The sequence below is a fragment of the Pedobacter polysacchareus genome (genome assembly GCF_019802255.1).
GTDB lineage: Bacteria > Bacteroidota > Bacteroidia > Sphingobacteriales > Sphingobacteriaceae > Pedobacter > Pedobacter polysacchareus.
Genome location: NZ_JAHYSS010000001.1, coordinates 706,253 through 728,246 on the forward strand (window position 1 = coordinate 706,253; position 21,994 = coordinate 728,246).

19 protein-coding genes are annotated in these 21,994 nt (G+C 40.2%); 17 read left to right on the forward strand and 2 right to left on the reverse strand.

What is annotated here, in order from left to right:
- Positions 1–15 precede the first annotated feature (15 nt).
- Positions 16–327, reverse strand: a complete 312-nt coding sequence (locus K7X70_RS02985; RefSeq protein WP_222535650.1) for a hypothetical protein — start codon at positions 325–327, stop codon at positions 16–18.
- Between the two features lie 238 nt (positions 328–565).
- On the opposite strand from K7X70_RS02985, the gene K7X70_RS02990 reads away from it, so the two are divergent.
- The 17 genes from K7X70_RS02990 (at position 566) to K7X70_RS03070 (ending at position 20,323) form a co-directional block, all read left to right on the forward strand.
- Complete coding sequence (locus K7X70_RS02990; protein WP_062546749.1) at positions 566–1,003, forward strand: RrF2 family transcriptional regulator; 438 nt, start codon at positions 566–568, stop codon at positions 1,001–1,003.
- A 93-nt stretch (positions 1,004–1,096) separates the two neighbouring features.
- Positions 1,097–1,888: a uroporphyrinogen-III C-methyltransferase gene (gene cobA, locus K7X70_RS02995; RefSeq protein ID WP_222535651.1), complete on the forward strand. Its 792-nt coding sequence runs from the start codon at positions 1,097–1,099 to the stop codon at positions 1,886–1,888.
- A gap of 162 nt (positions 1,889–2,050) precedes the next feature.
- Positions 2,051–3,646, forward strand: a complete 1,596-nt coding sequence (locus K7X70_RS03000; RefSeq protein WP_368388120.1) for a S8 family peptidase — start codon at positions 2,051–2,053, stop codon at positions 3,644–3,646.
- Positions 3,647–3,869: 223 nt separating this feature from the next.
- Positions 3,870–4,598, forward strand: coding sequence for a tyrosine-protein phosphatase (locus K7X70_RS03005; RefSeq protein ID WP_222535652.1), 729 nt, complete (start codon positions 3,870–3,872; stop codon positions 4,596–4,598).
- Between the two features lie 101 nt (positions 4,599–4,699).
- Entirely contained in the window at positions 4,700–5,515 is an 816-nt protein-coding gene (locus tag K7X70_RS03010; protein WP_222535653.1) for a polysaccharide biosynthesis/export family protein, read from the forward strand.
- Between the two features lie 35 nt (positions 5,516–5,550).
- Positions 5,551–7,902 (forward strand): GumC family protein, encoded by a 2,352-nt coding sequence (locus K7X70_RS03015; RefSeq protein ID WP_222535654.1) that lies wholly within the window; start codon positions 5,551–5,553, stop codon positions 7,900–7,902.
- Between the two features lie 15 nt (positions 7,903–7,917).
- Positions 7,918–9,468, forward strand: a complete 1,551-nt coding sequence (locus K7X70_RS03020; protein ID WP_222535655.1) for an MATE family efflux transporter — start codon at positions 7,918–7,920, stop codon at positions 9,466–9,468.
- A gap of 97 nt (positions 9,469–9,565) precedes the next feature.
- Positions 9,566–10,573, forward strand: coding sequence for a nitroreductase family protein (locus tag K7X70_RS03025; RefSeq protein WP_222535656.1), 1,008 nt, complete (start codon positions 9,566–9,568; stop codon positions 10,571–10,573).
- Between the two features lie 26 nt (positions 10,574–10,599).
- Positions 10,600–11,841 carry a polysaccharide pyruvyl transferase family protein gene (locus K7X70_RS03030; protein WP_222535657.1) on the forward strand — a complete coding sequence of 414 codons (1,242 nt, stop codon included), beginning with the start codon at positions 10,600–10,602 and terminating at the stop codon, positions 11,839–11,841.
- Entirely contained in the window at positions 11,834–13,171 is a 1,338-nt protein-coding gene (locus K7X70_RS03035) for an O-antigen ligase family protein (protein ID WP_222535658.1), read from the forward strand. Before K7X70_RS03030 ends, K7X70_RS03035 begins: the two co-directional genes overlap by 8 nt.
- The gene (locus K7X70_RS03040; protein ID WP_222535659.1) at positions 13,168–14,427 is read left to right on the forward strand and encodes a glycosyltransferase; all 1,260 of its coding nucleotides are present in this window, start codon (positions 13,168–13,170) and stop codon (positions 14,425–14,427) included. Before K7X70_RS03035 ends, K7X70_RS03040 begins: the two co-directional genes overlap by 4 nt.
- A 70-nt stretch (positions 14,428–14,497) precedes the next feature.
- Complete coding sequence (locus K7X70_RS03045; RefSeq protein ID WP_222535660.1) at positions 14,498–15,382, forward strand: glycosyltransferase; 885 nt, start codon at positions 14,498–14,500, stop codon at positions 15,380–15,382.
- A gap of 119 nt (positions 15,383–15,501) precedes the next feature.
- A complete protein-coding gene (locus K7X70_RS03050; protein WP_222535661.1) occupies positions 15,502–16,662 on the forward strand; it encodes a glycosyltransferase family 4 protein in 1,161 nt (386 codons plus the stop codon).
- Between the two features lie 22 nt (positions 16,663–16,684).
- Positions 16,685–17,770, forward strand: a complete 1,086-nt coding sequence (locus tag K7X70_RS03055) for a glycoside hydrolase family 99-like domain-containing protein (RefSeq protein WP_222535662.1) — start codon at positions 16,685–16,687, stop codon at positions 17,768–17,770.
- 7 nt (positions 17,771–17,777) lie between these two features.
- Positions 17,778–18,473, forward strand: a complete 696-nt coding sequence (locus K7X70_RS03060; protein ID WP_222535663.1) for an acyltransferase — start codon at positions 17,778–17,780, stop codon at positions 18,471–18,473.
- Between the two features lie 29 nt (positions 18,474–18,502).
- Positions 18,503–19,210, forward strand: a complete 708-nt coding sequence (locus tag K7X70_RS03065; protein ID WP_222535664.1) for an SGNH/GDSL hydrolase family protein — start codon at positions 18,503–18,505, stop codon at positions 19,208–19,210.
- Positions 19,211–19,216: 6 nt separating this feature from the next.
- Complete coding sequence (locus tag K7X70_RS03070; protein ID WP_222535665.1) at positions 19,217–20,323, forward strand: DUF1972 domain-containing protein; 1,107 nt, start codon at positions 19,217–19,219, stop codon at positions 20,321–20,323.
- 112 nt (positions 20,324–20,435) lie between these two features.
- Here K7X70_RS03070 and K7X70_RS03075 read toward each other — a convergent pair whose 3' ends face one another.
- A complete protein-coding gene (locus K7X70_RS03075; RefSeq protein WP_222535666.1) occupies positions 20,436–21,986 on the reverse strand; it encodes a capsule assembly Wzi family protein in 1,551 nt (516 codons plus the stop codon).
- Between the last annotated feature and the right edge of the window lie 8 nt (positions 21,987–21,994).

Below are 21,994 nucleotides of genomic sequence, written 5' to 3' on the forward strand. Positions count from 1 at the left end.
TTATTTATTGATGGTTTACTCAATAACAGCACCGTCTTTAGTTATTTTTAACGATGCGGCTTCGTCTCCTTTTTTAACATCTACCTGAAAGAATTCAGTTTTATCGGCATTCACAATTAAGAATGCTGCTGTTGGAGTCCAGTCTTTATATTTGTCGGAAGCCAATGTAGTTTTTACTGCATCTGGAAGATCTTTCAATTCAACTGGAGTTTTTGTAGTGCTATCTTGTTTTACACTGATGATAACTGGGTTTTTAACGTCAGTTGCTTTTACTTGTGTTAATCCTGCGAATGCTAAAAATGCTGCTGATAAGATGATCTTTTTCATAACTCTATATTTAAATTTAAATTCTTTTTGTTTCAATTACGATTAGATAAGTTACATAATGGTGCCAGAATCAATGAATCTCCAGTAAAAGGCTTGTAATCAGTGTTTAACTGGTTTGTGCCAAAATTTGAACTGTTGCATTATTCCACACTTTGTGGCCGAAAGAAACATGGGGAAGGGCTATTTCGACAAATTATTACCTGATGAGAAAGTAATGGATTTTTCTTAACTTTGTCTTATGCTATCTAAGAAGACTAAATATGCAATAAAGGCGCTTGTAGCGCTCGGAAAAAACGCTGGAAACCCTCCTATGCAGATCGTAAGATTGGCAGAGCAGGAAATGATCCCCCGTAAATTCCTGGAGCAGATTCTATTGGATATGCGTAATGCAGGATATTTATACAGTAAGAAAGGTGCCGGTGGCGGTTACAGTTTAAATAAAGAACCGGGAGATATTTTCCTGGCTGATATTCTTCGCATCACAGATGGCCCTATTGCCATGGTTCCTTGTGCCAGTCTTAAATTTTATCGCAAATGCGATGAATGCCATGATGAAATCACTTGTGGAATTAGAAAAACCTTTATTGATGTTCGTGATGCTACACTTAAAGTGCTGGCGCAAACCTCTATTGCAGATGTGATTGCACGCGAAACGGATGGTAATTTCATAGAATAATCAACTATTTTAAAATAAAGTCTACTACTTCTATAGAGTTTTTATATATTTGTGTCAGCAATACAAATATATAATCCCTTTAAACCTAAGGCTATGATTTTGAATAAGATTGAAAATGGTGTAAAAGAACCTAAAATTACATTAGTAGGTGCTGGTCCAGGTGATCCTGAACTGATCAGTTTAAAGGGAGTAAAAGCCATCAATACAGCAGATGTGGTACTGTATGATGCACAGGTGAATGAAGCATTGCTCAACCACGCACCAGAGAAAGCAATTAAAATATTTGTAGGGAATAAATCTGAAGAGGCCTCCTATTCCCAGGATGCGATCAATAAGCTGATGATCGATTACGCTTTAAACTTTGGCCATGTGGTGAGGTTGAAAAGTGGTGATCCATTTGTTTTTGCCCGTGGATTTGAAGAAGTGGATTATGCAGAATCTTATAATATCCAAACGGAAATCATCCCAGGGATCTCCAGTGCTTTAGGAGTTCCTGGTTTACATAAAATTCCAATGACTTATGATAGACTGAGTGATAGCTTCTGGGTATTGAGTGGTACTAACGCAGCTGGGGAGCTTTCTCCGGACTTGAAAGTGGCCGCAAAATCCAAAGCAACCGTGGTGGTACTCATGGGAATTGAGAAGATCAGAGAGATTGCCGCTATTTTTCAGCAGGAAGGTAAAAATAGAATGCCGGTAGCAGTTATTGAAAATGGTTCTTCTGTGAATGAAAACATTAAAATAGGGGTAGTAGATACAATTGCAGAATTAATTGAAGACCATAAGATCTCCGCGCCAGCATTACTGGTATTTGGAGATGTGGTTTCTTTACATCCTTCTTTTGCCAGAATTAAGAATTTCTATGAACTGATGGAGCTGCAATAAGCTTTTATCTTGTCAAATTGACTATTAACTATAATTTTTTCAGAGAGCCGGATATCAAATCCGGCTTTTTTGCGTTTATGCTGGGATATTGGTGATCGTCGCATATTTGATACGAACACCATTCCTCATTTATTATTTAACTTTGTCCAAATTATCTATTATATGAATATGAAGAAAGCGAACTTTTGCTATCGTGGAATATTGAGCTTGTCCTTATTGGCAATGGTTCCATTCGTGTCTGTAGCACAAAAGCCAAACTGGCAGAACCTGGACCTTAAAACAGATACTACCTTTGGTATCAGTACTGAAAAAGCTTATAACGAACTGTTAAAAGGGAAAAAGTCTAAACCTGTAATTGTAGCAGTGTTAGACGGTGGGGTTGATATTAAACATGAAGACCTGAAAAGTGTCATTTGGGTAAATAAGAAAGAAATCGCCGGAAACGGAAAAGACGATGATAAAAACGGATACATTGATGATGTAAACGGCTGGAGCTTTTTAGGATCTAGCAAAGGATCTATCAACTATGAAACTTTAGAATTAACACGTTTGGTTCGCAGAGACCAAGCGAAATTCGCGAACTTAGATGCGACTTCAGTAAAAGCAGAGGATCTTCCTGCGTTTGAAACTTATCAGAAGAACAGAGCTGAATTTGAAAAACAATTGGTAGAAGCTAAAGAGAATCTGGAGCGTTATACTGCCTTGAAAGATGCAATTGACGGAGTAGTGAAAAAGATTGGTAAAGAAAATCCTGCTGCGGGAGATTTTCAAAGTTACCATCCTGCAGATGGCATGGAAAAAAACATCCAGAGAATCATGGTGCAGCAATTACAAGAGACCAATTTTAAAGATTTTTATGCAGAGCAGATCGTAGATGGTGTGGATCATTTTAAGTCTCAGGTGGAGTATAATCTAAACCTTGACTTTGATCCAAGACCAATCGTTGGGGATGATCCTAATGATGTGAAAAACCGTTTCTATGGTAATAATGATGTTGCCGGACCAGATGCTTTGCACGGTTCTCATGTGTCAGGAATCATTGGCGCAGTAAGAAATAATAAAATTGGGATCAATGGCGTAGCAGATAATGTGGTGATCCTACCGGTTCGTAATACACCAAATGGTGACGAACGTGATAAAGATGTAGCCAATGGTATTCGTTACGCAGTGGATAACGGGGCAAAAGTGATCAATATGAGCTTTGGAAAAGGTTATTCATGGGATAAAAAGATCGTTGATGATGCCGTGAAATATGCCGTATCAAAAGATGTTTTATTGGTACATGCTGCAGGAAATGATAATAAAGACCTGGATGAAGCTCAAAACTTCCCTAACCCGCAATACCAGGATGGTGGTGAAGCTGCTTCATGGATTACAGTAGGTGCTTCAGGATGGAAAAAAGATGAAACCATTAAAGCCGATTTTTCTAACTACGGAAAAACTAAAGTAGATGTATTTGCACCTGGTGTAAACATCAACTCGACTACTCCCGGTTCTAAATACCAAAAATTGAATGGGACCAGTATGGCTGCTCCAGTGGTAGCTGGTTTGGCTGGTTTGATCCGTTCTTACTACCCTAACTTAACTGCTAAGGAAGTAAAAGACATCATTATGAAGTCTGTAGTGAAAGTAGATCAAGTGGTAAAAGTACAGCAAGGTGACGCGGTTAAGGATATTCCTTTTGCGGATCTTTGTATTAGTGGTGGTGTAGTTAATGCTTATAATGCACTTAAACTAGCTGCTGGATACAAGAAATAATCGCATAAGTTTTAAGATCAGCCTGACATTCCTGGATGTCAGGCTTTTTTTTTGCCCTAAATCAGTACCCATTACTGGGTATATTTCCTGAATTGCAAGCGGAATGCGGTAAAATATAACGCAGATAATCTAACGCTATTGTATTTTTGTTAAAACGACAGGCAGATTTGATATGGGGTTATGAAATCCATGCTTGTTTTTCAAAAAAATTAAAAATTCTAAGATGTTTTCTTTTTTTAACAAAAAAACGCACATCGACCATATGGAGTGGTTAGGTGTGGACATGCATGCACATTGGTTACCGGGCATTGACGACGGTGCTAAGCATATGGAAATGACGCTAAATTTTATGAAAAGTTTACAGGATCTGGGCTTTAAAAAATTACTGGCAACACCTCATATCTTCGCCGGACTGTATCCAAATAATAGGGAGATTATAGAAAACATCTTAGAAGATACCAAACAGGCTGTAAAAGCCAGCTCTTTACCAATAGAAATCGGCGCTGCTGCAGAATATATGGTAAATGAAGATTTCGAAATTACCAGCAATATGATGTGCCTCCCCAAAAAGCACATTCTGATAGAGATGTCTTATATATCGGAAATGCCAAACATAGAGCAGGTCATTTTCAACCTCCAGGTTAAAGGATATATAGTCGTGCTGGCACATCCTGAGCGTTATAGTTTTTATCAGGATAAGCATCAGCGTTTCCACCGTTTGAAAGAAATGGGAGTACTGTTCCAGCTCAACCTGCTTTCTGTATCTGGCTATTATGGCAAAGACGTAAAAAGACTGGCCGACTACCTGCTTCAAAAGAATTACTATGATTTAGCGGGAACAGACTTACACCACGACAAGCATTTGCAGGCATTGACTGCTGAAATACAAAGTGGACGCCTGTTTGCTAAGCTCGGAAATGTTGATTTCAAGAATATGGAGCTGTTTTTCTAGCTAAATACCCATTTGTAGCTAGGTGTAATTGAAATTTAAAACGATTATTTTTGCTTTCACATGATTCTGGTGATTAAGCCGTTTTTTAGATCGAAATTACTATGGTTAAAGTTTTGTTATCAAGAAAATACCTGAATTATTTGGCTATTTTCTCTATTATTTTGCTGAACTCTTGTTCTACGACAAAAAAAGTTCCTTATTTCCAGGATATTACTGCTAATGGTCAGTCTGATATTGAAAATACTACGATTTTTAAGGGTTTAACGATAAATCCTGATGATATTCTGTCGATTTCATTGGTAACTGTTGATCCGACGACTGGAATGCCAGTAAATCAATTGGCTAGTCAGACGGCAAATGGCAGTACTACAGCTGCTGCCGCAGCATCAGGCAGCAGCACTTCCGCAGCCAGCGGTTTTCTGGTAGATAAAAATGGAGAGGTAGACCTCTCTATCATTGGCCAGGTGAAAGTTGCCGGTTTAACTACTTACGAGGCACGTGAACTCCTGAAAACCAAAGCTGCCGTCTTTTATAAAGATCCCAATGTGCAGGTCAGGTATGCCAATTTCAAAGTAACTGTATTAGGGGAGGTGGCAAGACCTTCTTCTTATATCCTCCCAAATGAAAAGGTGAGTGTACTGGATGCCCTGGGTATGGCTGGTGACCTCACGATTTTTGGAAGAAGGGAAAATGTATTATTGATCAGAGATCAGGACGGCAAAAAAGAATTTGCACGATTAGACCTCAATTCCTCCCGGATTTTTGACAGCCCATTTTATTATTTGAAACAGAATGATGTGATCTATGTGGAGCCTAATAAAGGTAAAGCAGCCTCTTTAAATCAGGCAAGAACACAAACTTTTGCAGTGATTGGAACAGTTCTGTCCGTCTTAATTGTATTGTTTTCAAGGATTTAACTGCCATTACTTTATTAACCGCTAGACTATAATAAATGAAGAACATAAATTCTGAAGATAAAACCGCGCATGAAAATTCAGATGGCCTGGATGTTAAACAGCTCCTATTACGCTTACTGGACAATTGGTATTGGATTGCGTTATCCGTATTCCTTTGTCTTGGGCTTTCTTATTTATATGGGAAGTATAAAACTCCCTACTATAAAATTTCCGCCAGAGTTCTGGTAAATGACGAGAAAAAAGGGGCAGGAATGTCGGGCGGTGGTGATCTTTTAGGTGACATTGGCGGGCTTCTAGGTACAAAAAGTACCGTGGATAATGAAGCTGAGATCCTAAAAACCAGGAATCTGATGGCTGAGGTGGTGAAAGATATGAACCTGAATGTTACCTATTACAGGACGGGGGCAATTAAAAATGTAGAATTATATGAATCCCCTTTTCAGGTAAAGGTTTTGGCCCCAGTAGATACTATTAAAGCGGCTGAAGTAAAAGTAAGCTTTGCAGAAAAAGGAAAAGTAGCGGTGACCGCCGATGGACTGGATACACTGGTTGCCTTTAACCGTTCCTTTACAATTCCAGAGGTAGGTGTAGTTCAGATTGTAGAAAATACAGCGGTTGCTCCAGCCAATGAAAAATACCTTTTTACCATCATGTCTGTGGATTCAAGGGTAATTGACTTGATGGCTGCATTAACCGTAGAGGTTAAAAATAAACAGGTGACCGTGATTGACCTTGCGCTGAATCACCCTGTGCCAAAAAAGGGAGAAGATATCTTAGGAAAACTGATTGAAAAGTATGTGCAGGCGAACCTTAAAGATAAGAATGAAGTGGCTGACAGTACGGTAAAGTTTATTCACAACCGATTGGCACATATCAGTGGTGAGCTAGGGGGCTTAGAAGGTAACATTCAGACATTTAAGCAGAAGAATAACCTGGCAGATATGTCGGAGCAATCTAAATTATTGGTGCAAACCAGTGGTCAGTATATCAATGATCTGGGGAAGATAGAAACCCAAATCAGTGTTTTAAGTAGTTTACAGGACTATTTGAGAGATGAAGGCAAGAATAAAAAAGTGCTGCCAAGTTCATTGATCCCTACTGATATGGTGTTCAATGCGGTGGTAGAAAAATATAATGCCCTGACTTTAGAAAGGGCGAGAAGGATGATTGGCCTGACCGAGTCGAATCCGACCATTCAATTGATGGATAAGGAGATTTCTAATGCCAGAGCAGATATTGAAACTAATATTGCCAGTACGCTAAATGGTTTTGTGATCACTAGAAACCGCATTAATGAGCAAATGAAAAAGGCAGAAGGCCAGGTGCGAAATGTCCCTCAAATGGAGCGCAGTTACCTGAATCTCGCCCGCCAGCAGCAGATCAAACAGGAGCTTTATATCTTCCTGATGCAGAAAAGCGAGGAAACAGCGATTTCGAAAACAGCGAATATTGCCAATTCAAGAACCATAGATCCACCTAAATCTGAAATTAAAGCTTTTAGCCCTAAAAAAGCTTATGTCTATCTGTTCGGATTGATTGCTGGCTTGGCCATTCCTCTGGGAATAATGTACCTGAAAGACCTCTTGAATGATAAAGTACAATTGAAGGAGGACGTCACCAAGGCGACTAAAGTTCCCGTAATCGGAGAAATCAGTCACCAGGAAGACAATGAAAATATGGCCATTGCAAACAGTTCACGTTCCGCAATTTCAGAACAGTTCAGGGCATTGCGAACCAACCTTTCCTTTCTGTTTAAGAATAAAAATGAGAAAGTCATCCTGTTTACCAGCAGCATGTCTGGCGAAGGGAAATCTTTTGTGGCGATGAACCTCGGCCATATTTTAGCCCTGGCCAATAAGAAAGTGCTGCTGATGGAACTGGATCTACGTAAACCCGGTCTTTCTGCAAAACTAAACCTGCCGGGTACAGTTGGATTTACCAATTATGTGGCCAATTCTGAATTCAAAACAGCAGATATCATTATGCCGCTGAAAATCCAGGAGAACTTGTTTATGATCAGTTCAGGCCCGATTCCTCCGAATCCAGCAGAGTTGTTACTGAGTGAAAGAACACAATCGCTGATGGAAGAATTGAAAGAACAATTTGATTATATCATCATTGATGCGCCACCGATAGGCATCGTAACGGATGCGCAATTGCTGGCTTCCTATGCGGATGTATGTATTTATGTAGTGAGACAAAATTACACGTTAAAGCAGCAATTGACGATTGTGGACGACTTGCAGAAAAGTCAGAAGATGAAAGGTCTAAGCCTGGTGATCAACGACATCAAGGCCACTAAAGGATACGGTTATGGCTACACTTATGGTGACTATGGCACTAGTCCGCAGAAAACAGGTTTTTTCAATAAATTATTCAAATCATAATCATCATCAGATCAAATGAAATCAGGAAATAAGGTAGTGGTGAACATGGGGATATTGTATGCCCGCATGTTGGTTACCATGGGGATTTCATTATATGCAACGCGGTTGGTGTTAACGGCATTGGGTGCAGCAGATTATGGGGTTTTTAACCTGATCGCCGGATTGATAGCAATGCTTTCCTTTCTGAATACCGCAATGGCTACTTCCACCCAGCGTTACCTTTCCTTTTATCAGGGGAAAAATGACCTGCCAATGCAGAAAAGAGTTTTTTCAAATAGCCTTGTTCTGCATCTGGGAATTGGAATCCTGATTGTTGCCGGATTGGAAATCGCAGGATTATTCCTGTTCAATGGCTTTCTGAATATTCCAGCAGATAGAATTCATGTTGCCCAAATGATCTATCATTTTATGTCGGTCACGGTTTTCTTTACGATTGTTGCCGTTCCTTTTACCGGTTCTTTAGTGGCACATGAAAATATGCTGTGGGTAGCAATTGTGAATGTGGTAGAAACCCTGTTGAAATTGGGAATCGCTTATTTATTATATGTAGTTACTCAGGATAAACTGGCCGTTTATGGTTTATTGACGGCAGGGATTAGTATCATCAGCTTGTTGATGTATGCGGTTTATTGCTTCTATAAATATGAAGATTGTACACTGAAAGGGATCTTTTCAATTGATACAAAATTGATGAAGGAGCTGACTTCTTTTGCTGGTTGGAATTTGTTTGGGTCTTTATGTGCTCTAGGAAGAGCAGAAGGTCTGGCGATCTTACTGAATATCTTTTTAGGAACTGTCGTGAATGCGGCTTTCGGTATTGCCAATCAGGTTGCAGCACAGCTTAACTTTTTTTCTTTCACACTATTGCGGGCCATCAATCCACAAATCATGAAAAGTGAAGGTGCGAACAACCGTGAAAAGATGCTGAGGTTATCTATGATCGGCAGTAAGTTTGGATTCTTTTTGCTGGCTTTTGTAGCTGTTCCCTGCATTTTTGAAATGGATGCCATCCTTCATTTATGGCTCAGCAAAGTTCCGGAATATACGGTGGTATTTTGTTCCTTAATGTTGTGCGCAACTTTAATTAATCAGCTCACCATAGGTTTACAATCTGCAGTACAGGCTACGGGAAGAGTGAAAGCTTACCAGATGGTAGTAGGATCCGTTTTATTGCTTGCTTTACCACTGGCATACCTGCTGTTAAAGTTAGGTTACCCTCCTTACTATGTATTTATTGGGTATTGTGCGGTGGAGCTGATTGCCTGCACGTTGAGGCTGTTTTTCTTAAGAAGCATCGCCGGATTGTCTATTTCGCTTTACTGCGCTAACGTAATTTTTAAAATTATTATTCCTCTTTCACTACTGGTGCTGACCTGCTATTTATCGGTGTCTTACCTGCATTTCGAATTCAGGTTTTTCTTTACCGGCATCGCCGGAGTCCTGGTCTTTGGAACAGGGATTTACCTTTTCGGATTGTGTGAGGATGAGAAACTATTTATAAAAAAGATGATTCCTGCTTTGCTGGAAAAGCTGCAGGCAAAGAAGCGGCAATTGAAACATACATAAAACCAACCAAATATAAACTGAATGAACTTAACCTGCGCTGAAACCTAGTTTCGGCGCATTTGAGTAAGACCAGCATTTAAAAATTATAAAACTCCGAATGAAAAATTTAATTAAAAAGATCGTTCCAAAATCAGCTAAACGGCTTTATAGAGCGAAGCAAACACAGTTGTCGATTATTAAAGATTATTTATATGATTACCGGAAGTTTAACAGAGAGTCGGCCTCCTTCAAGTTAAAAAGCAAGGAAATGATGCAGGCCTATATTCTTAAGGAATACCACGCCGTGGAAAAAGGATTGGCATTGCGTGAACCACGTCCAGGGTTTGGAGGACCGAGGATCGGCGCATTGGCAGATATTGTGGATGATTATGTGACTAAATACGGCAAAGATGCGATTACAGATATGACCGCTTACACACTTCGTGAATATTTGAATTTCGATGAAGGCCACCACCAGGTGTCTGCGGAATTGAAAAGCAAACTGGAGCGGTTGCTATTGAGATGCGATGAATCTACGCTCAATAAAACCGGAGGGACAAAGATGGTTCCCCGTCAGGATATTCTGAATACCCTGGATTTTGATTACGAGCGTTTTTTCAAATCCAGAAATAGCGTCAGAGATTTTTCTGAAGAACCAGTACCCACAGAAAAGATATTAAAAGTGATAGATACGGCCAGATATACGCCATCTGTTTGTAACAGACAGTCCTGGAAAGTCTATGTAATTGAGCATTCTAATGTGGAACTGAAGCGGAAACTTTTGAATGTGCAAAATGGGAATAAGGGTTTTGGAGAGCACATCAGTTCCTTAATTGTCATCACCGGAAAACTGTCTTCCTTTTTCGCTTATGAAAGAAATCAGGTGTACATCGATGGAGGAATGTTCGCGATGTCTATCGTATTGGGCTTACATGCGCAGGGATTAGGGGTTTGCTGTTTAAATACCAGCTATGCTAAAAAGCAGTATGAAGCATTTATAAATTCCATGGAAATGGACAGCGACTGTGTTCCAATCATGTTTTTAGCCGTGGGGAATCTCAAAGAGAATTACAGCGTCGCCATCTCGGAGCGCAGGCCATTGACAGACATCGTGGAGGTAAGGTAGTAAACGTAATTTTTAATATATAATTGATGAACAAGTTAAAAGAAGTATTTAAAGGGATTTATGTAGAGTTTTTCTGGTCTTTAGCCCTTTTCTGTTCCCTTTTTGTAAAGGGTAAAAAGGACGCGAAGAAAGTATTGGTACTTCCTGCTGCTAATTTAAATGGTGGATTTGGTGAGGACATTATGATCACTTCCTTTATCAATAACTTCGCAAATGATGCGCAGGTTTGTATTTTAAATGGCCATAAAATTATTCGTGAAGACTATAGAGCGATCAACAAAAATGTGGTGTTCCTGGATGGCTTTAATGAAAAGGTTAATTTTCTTAAGCTGTTGTTTCTGATCAAAGATTGTGCTTTAGTGTATGTGATCGGAGCAGACATCATGGACGGTACCTATCGCGTTCATAATTCCATCAACCGCCTTAGGGTAATTGAGCTGGCAAATCGCATTGGCGTGAAAGCCCAGATCTCTGGATTTAGTGTTAGCAAAAACATATTGCCAGTCGTGAAAGCTAAGTTTTCATCGGTGGCAAAAGATGTTAAATTGAAAATAAGAGATGTAGAATCTTATGTAAGAATGAAAGATTTCATCCCTGCAGACCGGTTGATCCTGACCAATGACATTGCTTTTATCTGTCCTGATTTACCGGGAGTTTATCAAAGTGAAACTTTTGATGCCTATAAGACATGGGTTCATAATGTAAAAGCCAGTGGTAAAACGGTAATTGGTGTTTGTCCAAATGCAATTCAAGCTAAGAAAATTGGGTTTGACAAGTATCTTTCCGGTTTCAAGAGCTTGCTGGAAGGATTTTTAGATGCGGGAGACTATGCTTTTGTATTTCTTTATCATGACATCAGACCGATTTGCGATGAGGCGAGCGACAGTACCATCAGTCGGATTCTGGACGGATACTTCAGCGCTAAAAACCTGGACTGCTTTTTTACCGATCAGATTAAAAATGGGGTGGAACTTAAAGGCTACGTTTCACTGGTAGATTTTACCATCACCGGAAGGATGCATTTGGGGATTTCAGGGCTGACTTATTCAAAGCCGATGTTCGGCGTTTCTTATGCCAATAAGTTCGAAGGTATGGTGAAGCTGTTTGATATTGATCCGAACCTTTGCCTGATTGATTACGATAAGCTGGACAATTCAAAAGAAAAGATCCGTCTGTTTACGGAAAACTTCCCAGCAATTCAAAATAGTGTCCATAAGCACATCAGTAGTGTAAAATTAGAAACCACCAATAACTATACCTATGGGTAAAGGAATATTATTATTTCTGATCATCTTCTGCTATATTTTTAGATCGGTAGCCCTTAAATCTAAAAATAAGGACACCAAATTTTTGTGGGTTAGTTTTTTTATTTTCTGCATTCCTTTTGAATTTGGAAAAGCACTAAATACCCCAAAATTCAATGATATCGCCGGAACAGTACAGCCAATTTATATCATTTCCTTAACCATAGGATTGATCATTGCGGTATTGCCCTCGGCAAAAAGAAGATGGATGGAGTATTCCTTTAAACCCAATAACTGGGTCAATTGCGTGTGCCTGCTGCTCCTTTTGTCCTTTCTGAATCCTTATAATTCTTTTCCTACAGGAACCTGGGTGCTGGCCATTTTTTTCTTGTCGAACATCCTTTTATTTAAAATGCTCAGCAGTTTTCTGAGCATGGAAGATGTGCTGAATGGCCTGTTTGATGGCTTAATGCTGTTGACGGTTGCACAGTTTTTTCTGGCCATCTGTTTTCCGGTACTGGGGATATCCGCAGTCACCAAGCTGTTCCATGAATCAGCTGAAATTTGGGCCACCAGGTTGGATACCCGAAGCGGGGCAGTAGGTTTCTTTAACCATCCCGGCCGACTGGCTTTATTTATGGTGATTACCGCCGCGTTTTTCCTTGCGACCTATCTTTATGATTTTAGGAAAAAGGCCAGTAAAATGGCGTTGATTCTTTGTGTACTGATTATTTTTTTAACGTATTCCAGGACCTCTTATTTAGCCCTGATCATCACGCTTTCCAGCTGTTATTACCTCAATAAAAACGCGCATAAAAACCTTTTTTCTGTTGGTAATATCTTGAAGTTCGTGGTGCCAACGGTACTGGCCCTCGTTTATCTGATCGCTTATTCTCCTTTGAGTGAGCTGTTCATGGGAAGTGATTCCTCTGATCAATATGACAACCGCATGGTGCATTGGCTGATGGCCCTCCATTTATTTGATGCCTCGCCAATTATTGGTGTAGGCTTAAACGGCCACCTTTCTTACTTATCTCAACACCTGGGTATTGTCAATCAAATGACAACAGACGATTTTTTTGCCATCAATCCCATCCATAATATCCACCTGATTGTCCTTGCAGAAGTGGGGATGATAGGCATGATCTTATGGGTCTGCTTTTTATTTGGCAACATCTTTAAAGCTAAAAAAGAAATTAGTAAAGGGCATAATGAAATCCTTTCCCTCAGTATGATCGGCTTATTTATCGCCTATATCATTTACGGGCTTAGCGGCTGGGCTCCATTTTCAACCGCCATCTTACCCATATTTCTTTTCATCACCTTTTTTTCAATTAAATATAGACAGCAATGAGGAAGATATTAATTGTTACCCCCTATATGCCATTTCCTCTAAATTCGGGAGGCAGGATCGCCCAATTCGAATTCGATAACGAGTTGCGCCATCATTTTGACATGACCATCGCATTTACCATGAAAGCTGAAGAACAAAAAGATTTGGAACAGCTGAAAGCCCTATGGCCGAATGTGAGTTTTAAACCTTATCTGATTACCGAACAATCCCTTTCCGGTAAGGTGAGTTCCATACTATTCCGCTTCTCGGAATTTTCAAACCGCTTAATTGGTAAAGGCGTGTTTTCTGCTTTTTGTAAAACAAATTTAGATCGCCTGCTGAAGGTAAATACCACACTTTTCAGGTCGAAAAGCTTTGGCTTTCCCCGCGGTTTTATCGACCATTTCAGAAATGTTCTGCTGGAGAATAACTTTGAATTTGTGCAGGTAGAATTTCATCAGTTGATTTCCTTTGCTAAATATATTCCCCGCAGTTCTTACCGGATCTTTGTCCACCATGAGCTGCGATTTGTAAGAGAAAAAAGAGAACTGGAACTTTTCAGTTTTCAATCGGGTTTTCTAAACCGGGTGTACAAAAAGAACAAATCATTTGAGCTGTCTGCACTGGAGAAATATGATATGGTCTGTACACTTTCAGAAGTAGATAAAGTCATTTTGGAAAAAGACCTGAAAACAGCGCGACTGGTTTCTTCCCCTGTGCCCATCAAAGCGATGGCATCCGGAGCGAATTATTCTTTTGCTCATAAACTGGTATTCCTTGGTGGAGAAGACCACTTTCCAAATAAAGAAGGATTGGATTGGTTTTTAAGAAATTGCTGGACAGGCTTGAAAGCAAATTACCCTAAGCTGGAATTGCTGGTGATCGGAAAATGGCACCAGAGCAGCATTGCTGAATATGAAGCCGAAATAGGTGCTGTGAACTTTATGGGCTATGTCGAAGACCTCGCTGCCGCATTGGCAAATAGTATTTTTATTGTTCCGATTCGCATCGGCAGTGGCATCCGCATGAAAATTATTGAGGCTGTAAATATGGGCGTTCCTTTTGTTTCCACAGAAGTAGGAGTAGAAGGATTGTGTTTTAAAAATGGAAAAGACTGCTTAATTGGCAATACCCCGCAGGAGTTTTGCTCTTCTATCGCCAAGCTCATTGAATCAAATGATTTAGGTCCTCTTTTGTCAAAAAATGCGCTGCATACTTTGAATGAAGAGAATTCTTATCAGAAGTTAATGGACAAAAGATTGGCTATTTATAATTAATCAATCAGCAGCAGACTACATACAAGCGCAGCCCAGTGGCTTAGGAAAAGCACAGACAAACTGATAGGAAATGAAAAATATTGAAAAGCAATCGCCAATGTTCCAGCAAAATAAATCAACTATGATGGAGAACGAGCAAACGACCAAACCGAAATTGATGGTTTTAGTAGTACTGTATAAAAAGATGATTTCAGAATCTCCCACGATTAAATCCCTTTTGCTCCAACGTAGCGGTTTATTTGAGCTGGAACTGGTGATCTGGGACAATAGTCCGGAAAGGTGTCCAGACGATCAGATCTATGAACTTGAAAAGGAGTTTAGCAAATTTCAATACCGATGGACACCAGAAAACACCTGGCTTTCGAAGCTTTATAATAAAGTGTTGTCTGCCTGTACTTATGATTATGCTTTGTTGCTGGATCAGGACACAGACATTCCACTTTATTATTTTGATAAGCTGAAAGATGCCCTATCTAAATTTCCAAAAATTGCGCTGTTCCTTCCCTTGGTGCTCCATAAAGAAAAAGTAGTAAGCCCAGGTTCCTGGGTTTATTTCAAAGGAAAACATTGGGAAAAGATAAAAACAGGCATCATCCCGGCAAAGAATGTATTGGCCATTACCAGTGGCATGGTGGTCTCTGCAAAGGTGTTCCTTGAACATCAAATGAAATTCGATGAACGCTTGAGCCTCTATGGAATTGACACTGGGTTTATGCTCAACTTTTCAAAATTTGAAAAGCAGCTGTATGTGTTGCCGATCAAATTTGATCATGATACGGTATTGTGGTCTAATCCTTCTGCCGATGTCATGTTAGGCCGGTTTAGAAATTTGAAAAGTACCTGGCCGAAGATTTTATCGGACAGGCCTGTAGCGAGGGTGCTGGTTTATTTTTACAGCATGGCGGTGTCTTTTAAACTGGCACTGAAATATCAGGACCTCCGATTTTTGAAATGAGGTTTGATTGATCAGCACTGATCTTAAGGCTTTGCTGCTGACATGGATGAAATAATGCGAAGAAAAAATTCGAGGCTTTGGTCCTCACAGAATAACTTTTAAAATATAATCGCTGAATAATGAATATCATTTGCGTACACCAGAGTGCTGATATGTATGGTTCCGACCGGAGTTTTTTACAAGTTGTAAACTACCTGAGCCTGTCGCCCAACTTTGAAAAGATTACCGTTATTCTTCCAAGAAATGGCCCATTGGTGCTGGAACTGGAAAAATTAAAAGTGGAAATCATTTTCATGAACCTTTCATTATTAAGTAAAACTTATTTGATGAAACTTCAATGGGGGAAGATCATTTTTCCTTTGTTTTCATTTTCCGCTAAAAAGAAACTGTTTGACCAATACGATGTGGTCTATGTGAACACTTCTGTGATCCTTGACTTTTACCTGTTGGCACCCTTTCTGAAACAAATGAAAATTATTCATATCCGGGAGATTCCAAATCGGATGATCAGCAAAGTGCTGTCCTTCTTTTTAAAAGGGGCTAACTCTAAAATTATATTCAACTCCCAGTCTACCTTAAAGAGTTTTGATCCTTTAGCACAAAGTCTGGTGATTCACAATGCATTTGAAGGCTTTGCTAAAGCAAAATCCATCTCCGAAACAGGAGCGATTGCTGAAACAAAAGCGGCTGTTTTTTCAGAAAGTGAAGTGTTTAAGCTTCCTGAAAAAGCGCCATTAAAGGTATTGCTGATTGGCAGGATCAATACTTGGAAAGGACAGGATTTTGCCATTGAAGCCTTAACATTAATCGCCAATGCGAATGTATTGCTGAGAATAGTGGGGAGTACCTCTGCTGGAAATGAGCAGATGGTGCTGGATTTAAAGAAAAAAGTAACTCAGCTTGGATTAAAAGACAAGGTGGAGTTTATGGACTTTGTTTCTGATACTGCAGAAATTTACAGCTGGTCGGATGTAGTGATCGTCCCAAGTACCAAACCGGAGCCTTTTGGTAGAATTGCGATTGAAGCGATGAGCCTAAATAAGCCGGTTATTGCAGCCAATCATGGTGGATTGCCCGAAATTATTGCCCATGGTTACAGTGGATTTCTATTTGAACCGAACAATAAAGCCGAGTTTATAAAGGTGCTTCGCCAGTATATCGACGACCGGGATTTGTTGAATAAGCATGGCCGGAATGCGAAAATGGTATTTGAGGAAAAGTTTTCTTTAGTTGGTTTTTATAAAAAATTAGACCAGGCTTTTAAAAATGAACCTGTTTAAAAAAAAATCAAAGGACAGCCAAATGAAAAAAATAATCTTCTGCTCTTTCCTACTTTATATGGCCTTATTGGGTAGGCCTATCAACCCGGTTTACGCACAAAATAATCAGACTGCCCAGTTAAAAGTTGGTGCTTATTATTTTGATGGCTGGACAGGAAAAACCAATCACATTACCAAGTCATTAACAGAGCACTATAAGGAACGCGCTCCGGTTTGGGGCTGGGTAACCAGTACGCCAGAGATCATTCGAAAGCAGGTGACCGCTGCGGTTAACGCAGACCTTGATTTTTTCACCTTTTGCTGGTATTATTCTGATCTTTCTAAGAAGAACCTGGAAGAACCCCGAAATAATGCACTTCAGTTGTTTGTCAGTTCAAAAGATAAACAAGGGCTGAAATTCAATCTGCTGGTGTCCAATCATTACGGATATATCATCGGCCCTGCCGATTGGCAAAAGGTCTCCAGGATATGGCTTGATCTCTTTGAAGACAAGGCGTATTTGAAATTTAATGAGCAGCCCCTAATCTCCTTTTTAAGCTTAAAGATGCTGATGAGCTCATTCGGTTCTGCTGCAAAAATTAAACAGGCTTTAAATCAATTGAGAGCCGATGCAGTAAGCAGAGGAATGAAAGGGCTAAGTATTGGGATCAGCATTACTCCCAATGAAAAAGAAATCGCCCTGGCTAAACAATGCGGGTTTGATGTCCTGACGGGCTATAATTACCATGACCAAACCTTAATTAATGGACAGTCGGTTAGTCCGTCAACGGCGATTCCTAAAAGAGAAAAGGCGGTTTGGACCAGCTTTTTGAAGTTTGATATGCCTTATATCCCAGTGAGCACGTTAAACTGGGACCCGCGGCCATGGGATGAAATGAATAAGATCAGTAAGCCTTCACCTCATTTTAAAGGATATGCTCCGGAATCGGTTTATCAAATAGTGAGCGGGTTGAAAGAATGGACGCTCCAAAATAACCCGACCAAATCAAATGATCAGATCGCAGTGCTTTATGCATGGAATGAATATGGGGAAGGCGCATGGTTAACCCCATCCCTGATGTATAAAAATGGGCTGCTGGATGCAGTTAAGAAAGCTTTAAAAAACTAATACATTAATGAAAACAATATTTCAATCGATTATCAGAAAGAGAAATCCTGCTTTCAAATTTGATGAAAACATCAGCAGCCGAACCTTATTCAACCTGGCATTCAGTAAAAGTATGGAGCTGCTGAGAGGAATGCTGTTCCAGATTTCTCATTTGAAAAAGCCAAAGCCGATCTTTTTGGGCAGCGGAGTGAGGACCTTTAATAACCAGCACATCAGCATTGGCAAATGGGTTAAAATTGATACAGGAGTGTATTTAAGTGGATTGGGTAAAGGGAAATTGATCATTGGCGATTCTTCTGGAATCGGTGCCTATTCTCAAGTGATCATTTCTACTTCATTTAACAATTTAGGAGAGTTTATACATATTGGTAAACAGGTAGGAATCGGGCAGTTTGCAAGTATTGGTGGTTCTGGGGGTGTTACAATTGGAAACAATACCATCATCGGACAATATTTTAGCTGTCACCCGGAAAATCATAACTACAATGACCCGGGTAAATTGATCAAAAATCAAGGAACTACCCGTGCTAAAATTACTATTGGGGAGAACTGCTGGATAGGGGCCAAGGTGACTATCCTCGCAGGAGTTTCCATTGGGGATAATTCAATCATAGCTGCGGGAGCGGTGGTCAATAAAAGTATGCCTGCAAATTCTATTATTGCCGGCGTTCCTGCTCGCGTGATTAAAGGAACTTATGACTAGAAATGGGCTTTTAATTTAAAACAGGCAAGATGTTTAACAAGGAAAAAAGGTGGAAAAATATAGTTTTAGCAGTTTTTTGTGCGCTGATCCTGACTACTGGTACCAGTGTTTATGGACGTGGCTTATCAGATTCAATCCCTTTAAAAGTGCTGGTTTTGGGAAATAGCATTACCTGGCATGGCGCAAAGCCGGCGGTAGGCTGGTCTGGAAACTGGGGGATGGCGGCAAGTGCAGCAGATAAAGATTTTGTACACCTGCTGAAGTCCAGGATAAATGCATTAAGTCCCCAGACGGAATTTCAATTTGCCAATATTGCAGATTCCTTTGAAAGGAAATTCTGGAAATATAATGCCGCAGATTTCAAGAAATTCAGCGATTGGCATCCGGACTTAATTGTGCTGGAAATAGGGGAGAACATCAACGATACACTGGCAGTAACATACGAACTAGGCAAGCATCTGGAGCGTTTTTCAACGCAGCTATCAGGAGGAAAATCAGTTAAAGTTTGCTTGGTAGGCAGCTTTTGGCCAAACCAGCACATAGACCAGGTCATGAAATCAACCGCTGCTGAGCACAGCTGGATGTATGTAGATCTGCAAGGCCTTTATAAAAATAGAAATGAAAATACTGCCATTCAGCAATACCAAAATCAAGGCGTAGGGATGCACCCTTCCGATGCTGGAATGGAACATATAGCAAATAGAATCTGGAATGAAATACAACACTTATTTAAGTAATCTATAATGAAAATAGCAATTATTGGTACCCGGGGTATCCCAAATCATTATGGAGGATTTGAGCAATGCGCAGAATATTTAGCATTGGGTCTGGTAAAAAAAGGACACGAGGTTTTGGTTTATAATTCGCATAACCACCCTTATCAACAGGATAAATGGAATGGTGTGGACTTGCGTCATTGTTATGATCCTGAGTACAAATTAGGGACAGCCGGGCAATTTATCTATGATTTGAACTGCATTCTTGACCTGAAAAAGCGAAAATGTGATGTGATTCTTCAGCTGGGGTATACCAGTGGTTCGGTTTGGGGATGGCTATTGCCAAAGAATGTGGTAGTGACTACCAACATGGATGGACTGGAATGGAAACGTACCAAATACTCCAATAAAGTAAGAAAATTCCTGCAATGGGCAGAAAAACTAGGTGTAAAATATAGCGATCACCTGATCTCGGATTCTATTGGTATACAAGATTATTTAAAGGAAAAATACCATGCGGACTCTACCTTTATTGCCTATGGTGCAACCTTGTTTAAGGAGCCTACGATAGGTATTCTGAAAAGTTACGACTTGCTTCCTTATCAATATGATATGCTGATTGCCAGATTGGAGCCTGAGAATAGTATTGAAATCATCCTGGATGGCGTCGCAAAAGCAAATGTGAAACGCCCTTTTCTGGTGGTTGGGAAGCATGAAACGACTTACGGAAATTATTTAAAAGAGAAGTTCGAAGCCTATCCGCAAATCAAGTTTATCGGAGGCATTTACAATATTGATATTTTAAATAACCTGCGTTATTATGCGAACATTTACTTCCATGGACATACCGTTGGTGGAACCAATCCTTCTTTATTAGAAGCAATGGCATCCAATAGCTTAATGTGTGCCAATGACAATCCTTTTAACAGGTATATTCTAGGGGATGATGCCATCTATTTCAGGACGGCTGATGAAGTGGCTGATCATTTGAAAACGGTCCGTTATGACCTTGAAAAGTATCAAATGATGAGGAGAAACAATTGTGATAAGATTACAGAAATATACGATTGGGAACTGATCGTAAATCAATATGAAAAACACCTTCTGGAGGTAAAAGGTGTTTTTACAAGGTAGCGGAATGAGATCCGGGGGGATGTATTCCTTAGGCAGTATGGCAACGCATTTTACCGCGTTCCAATACTGCCGGGAATTCTTTTAAGTACCTGTAAATTTCAATCGTTTTTGGTTATTGAAAATCCTTTTTCAATTTCAGCATCAGGCCAAAAGAGTTATTCAGTAATTTCCCCTGATCCAGAGCTGTGGCAAATCCCGCACTATAACCATTTTTCAATGGTTTGGTGCCTTCCAAATAGTAGGAAAACTGATTCACCTTTTCAAATATTTCATGATTCACCGGACTTTTAATATCCCCTGTAGAATTTCCGTAAATGCTGGTTCCAAAGGTTCCGTAGTTGTTAGAATAGGTGATTTTGGTCATGAAATCCCAGTTGTAAAGCCTTCCGGTAAGTCCGGCATGAAGCGCTACAACCCGGTTGTTAATGAAATAATCCGACTTTTTTACCGCCTGTCCTGCCCGGGCCTCATGTCTGGGCGTGATCAATGGATTTCCTATTCCCATTCCCTGGTAAGACCAGCCTTCTACATAATAAAAGTTGTTGTAGTAATCTTCGTCCCCCGACTTGGTGAACTTAGACCAGGGATATCCCGCCTGATCTTTTGAATAGAAGTATTCCAGTAACAGCTTCTTCCAGGCAAAACCCGAGCTTTTCGGGTCAAAGCGCTTGTTTTCCAAGGTAACCCCGGTTAAGCCATCTTTGATATTGGCCAGTTTTGATAAAGCACCTACATCATAAAAGGTTTGTCGGTAAAGCATCACTTTAAGGTCATTAAAATCATATTCTGCACCAACATCGATGGAGCCCAGCTGGTTCCCGATTTTAGAGGTCGGAACCCCTTTTGTACCATAAGATTTGCCGGTCACAACATATAAAAAGGTTTCGGCAGGGGAGAGTTTGAAATTGCTGCCATAGGCGGCTTGTTCATTTCCCCAAAATACCTGGTGGTTAAAACCTCCATACATTTTAAAGCGCCAGTCTGCTTTTCCTAACCTTACATATAAGGACTTCTGATGGAAATAGCTGACCGGTTTAGTGTCCTTGATGTAGTATTTAATAGTGGGGCCGGCAATGATGCTGTCCAGGATTTTTGTCCTTCCCAGCCAGCCATGCACAAAGTTTCCTTTCACAGAAAATAGACCGCCAAAGATAGGTAGGGTGTAGTAATTTGGGATAGACAGCTCTAGCTTTGGTATGCCTGGCGCATTTCCGGAGACCGAAAAGTTACCCGTACTCAGTACTGTATCGCCGTTTAAACCCATCACATCTTTTGATCTTCCCGCTTTGAGCTGAAAGATGCCCATCCGTCCTTTAGCATAAGCAGAGATCAGTTGAATATTTGAGCCTTTTCCAGCATTTGCCCTGGCCTCTAATCCAAATCCCCAGTCGAAAAGGCGCTTCTTGCTGAGGCTGTCAGTGCTGCGGTAAGTACTGTAATCTCTCTCCGCTTTTCCGAGGAAACTTCCAGATATACCGGAGAGTGGAACTGAGCCAAATTGGTTGGATCGCATCCAGAAAGGAACAACGTTATTCGTCGTGCCTATGGCTTGTGCCTCCACTGAGTATTTAATTTCAGGTTGCTGTGCCTGAGCTGCAGTGGCAATTGTCAAAAGCAATAGTGTGGGGAGAAGCGCGTGTTTTACTTGTTGGATGCCATTCATAGTCTGAA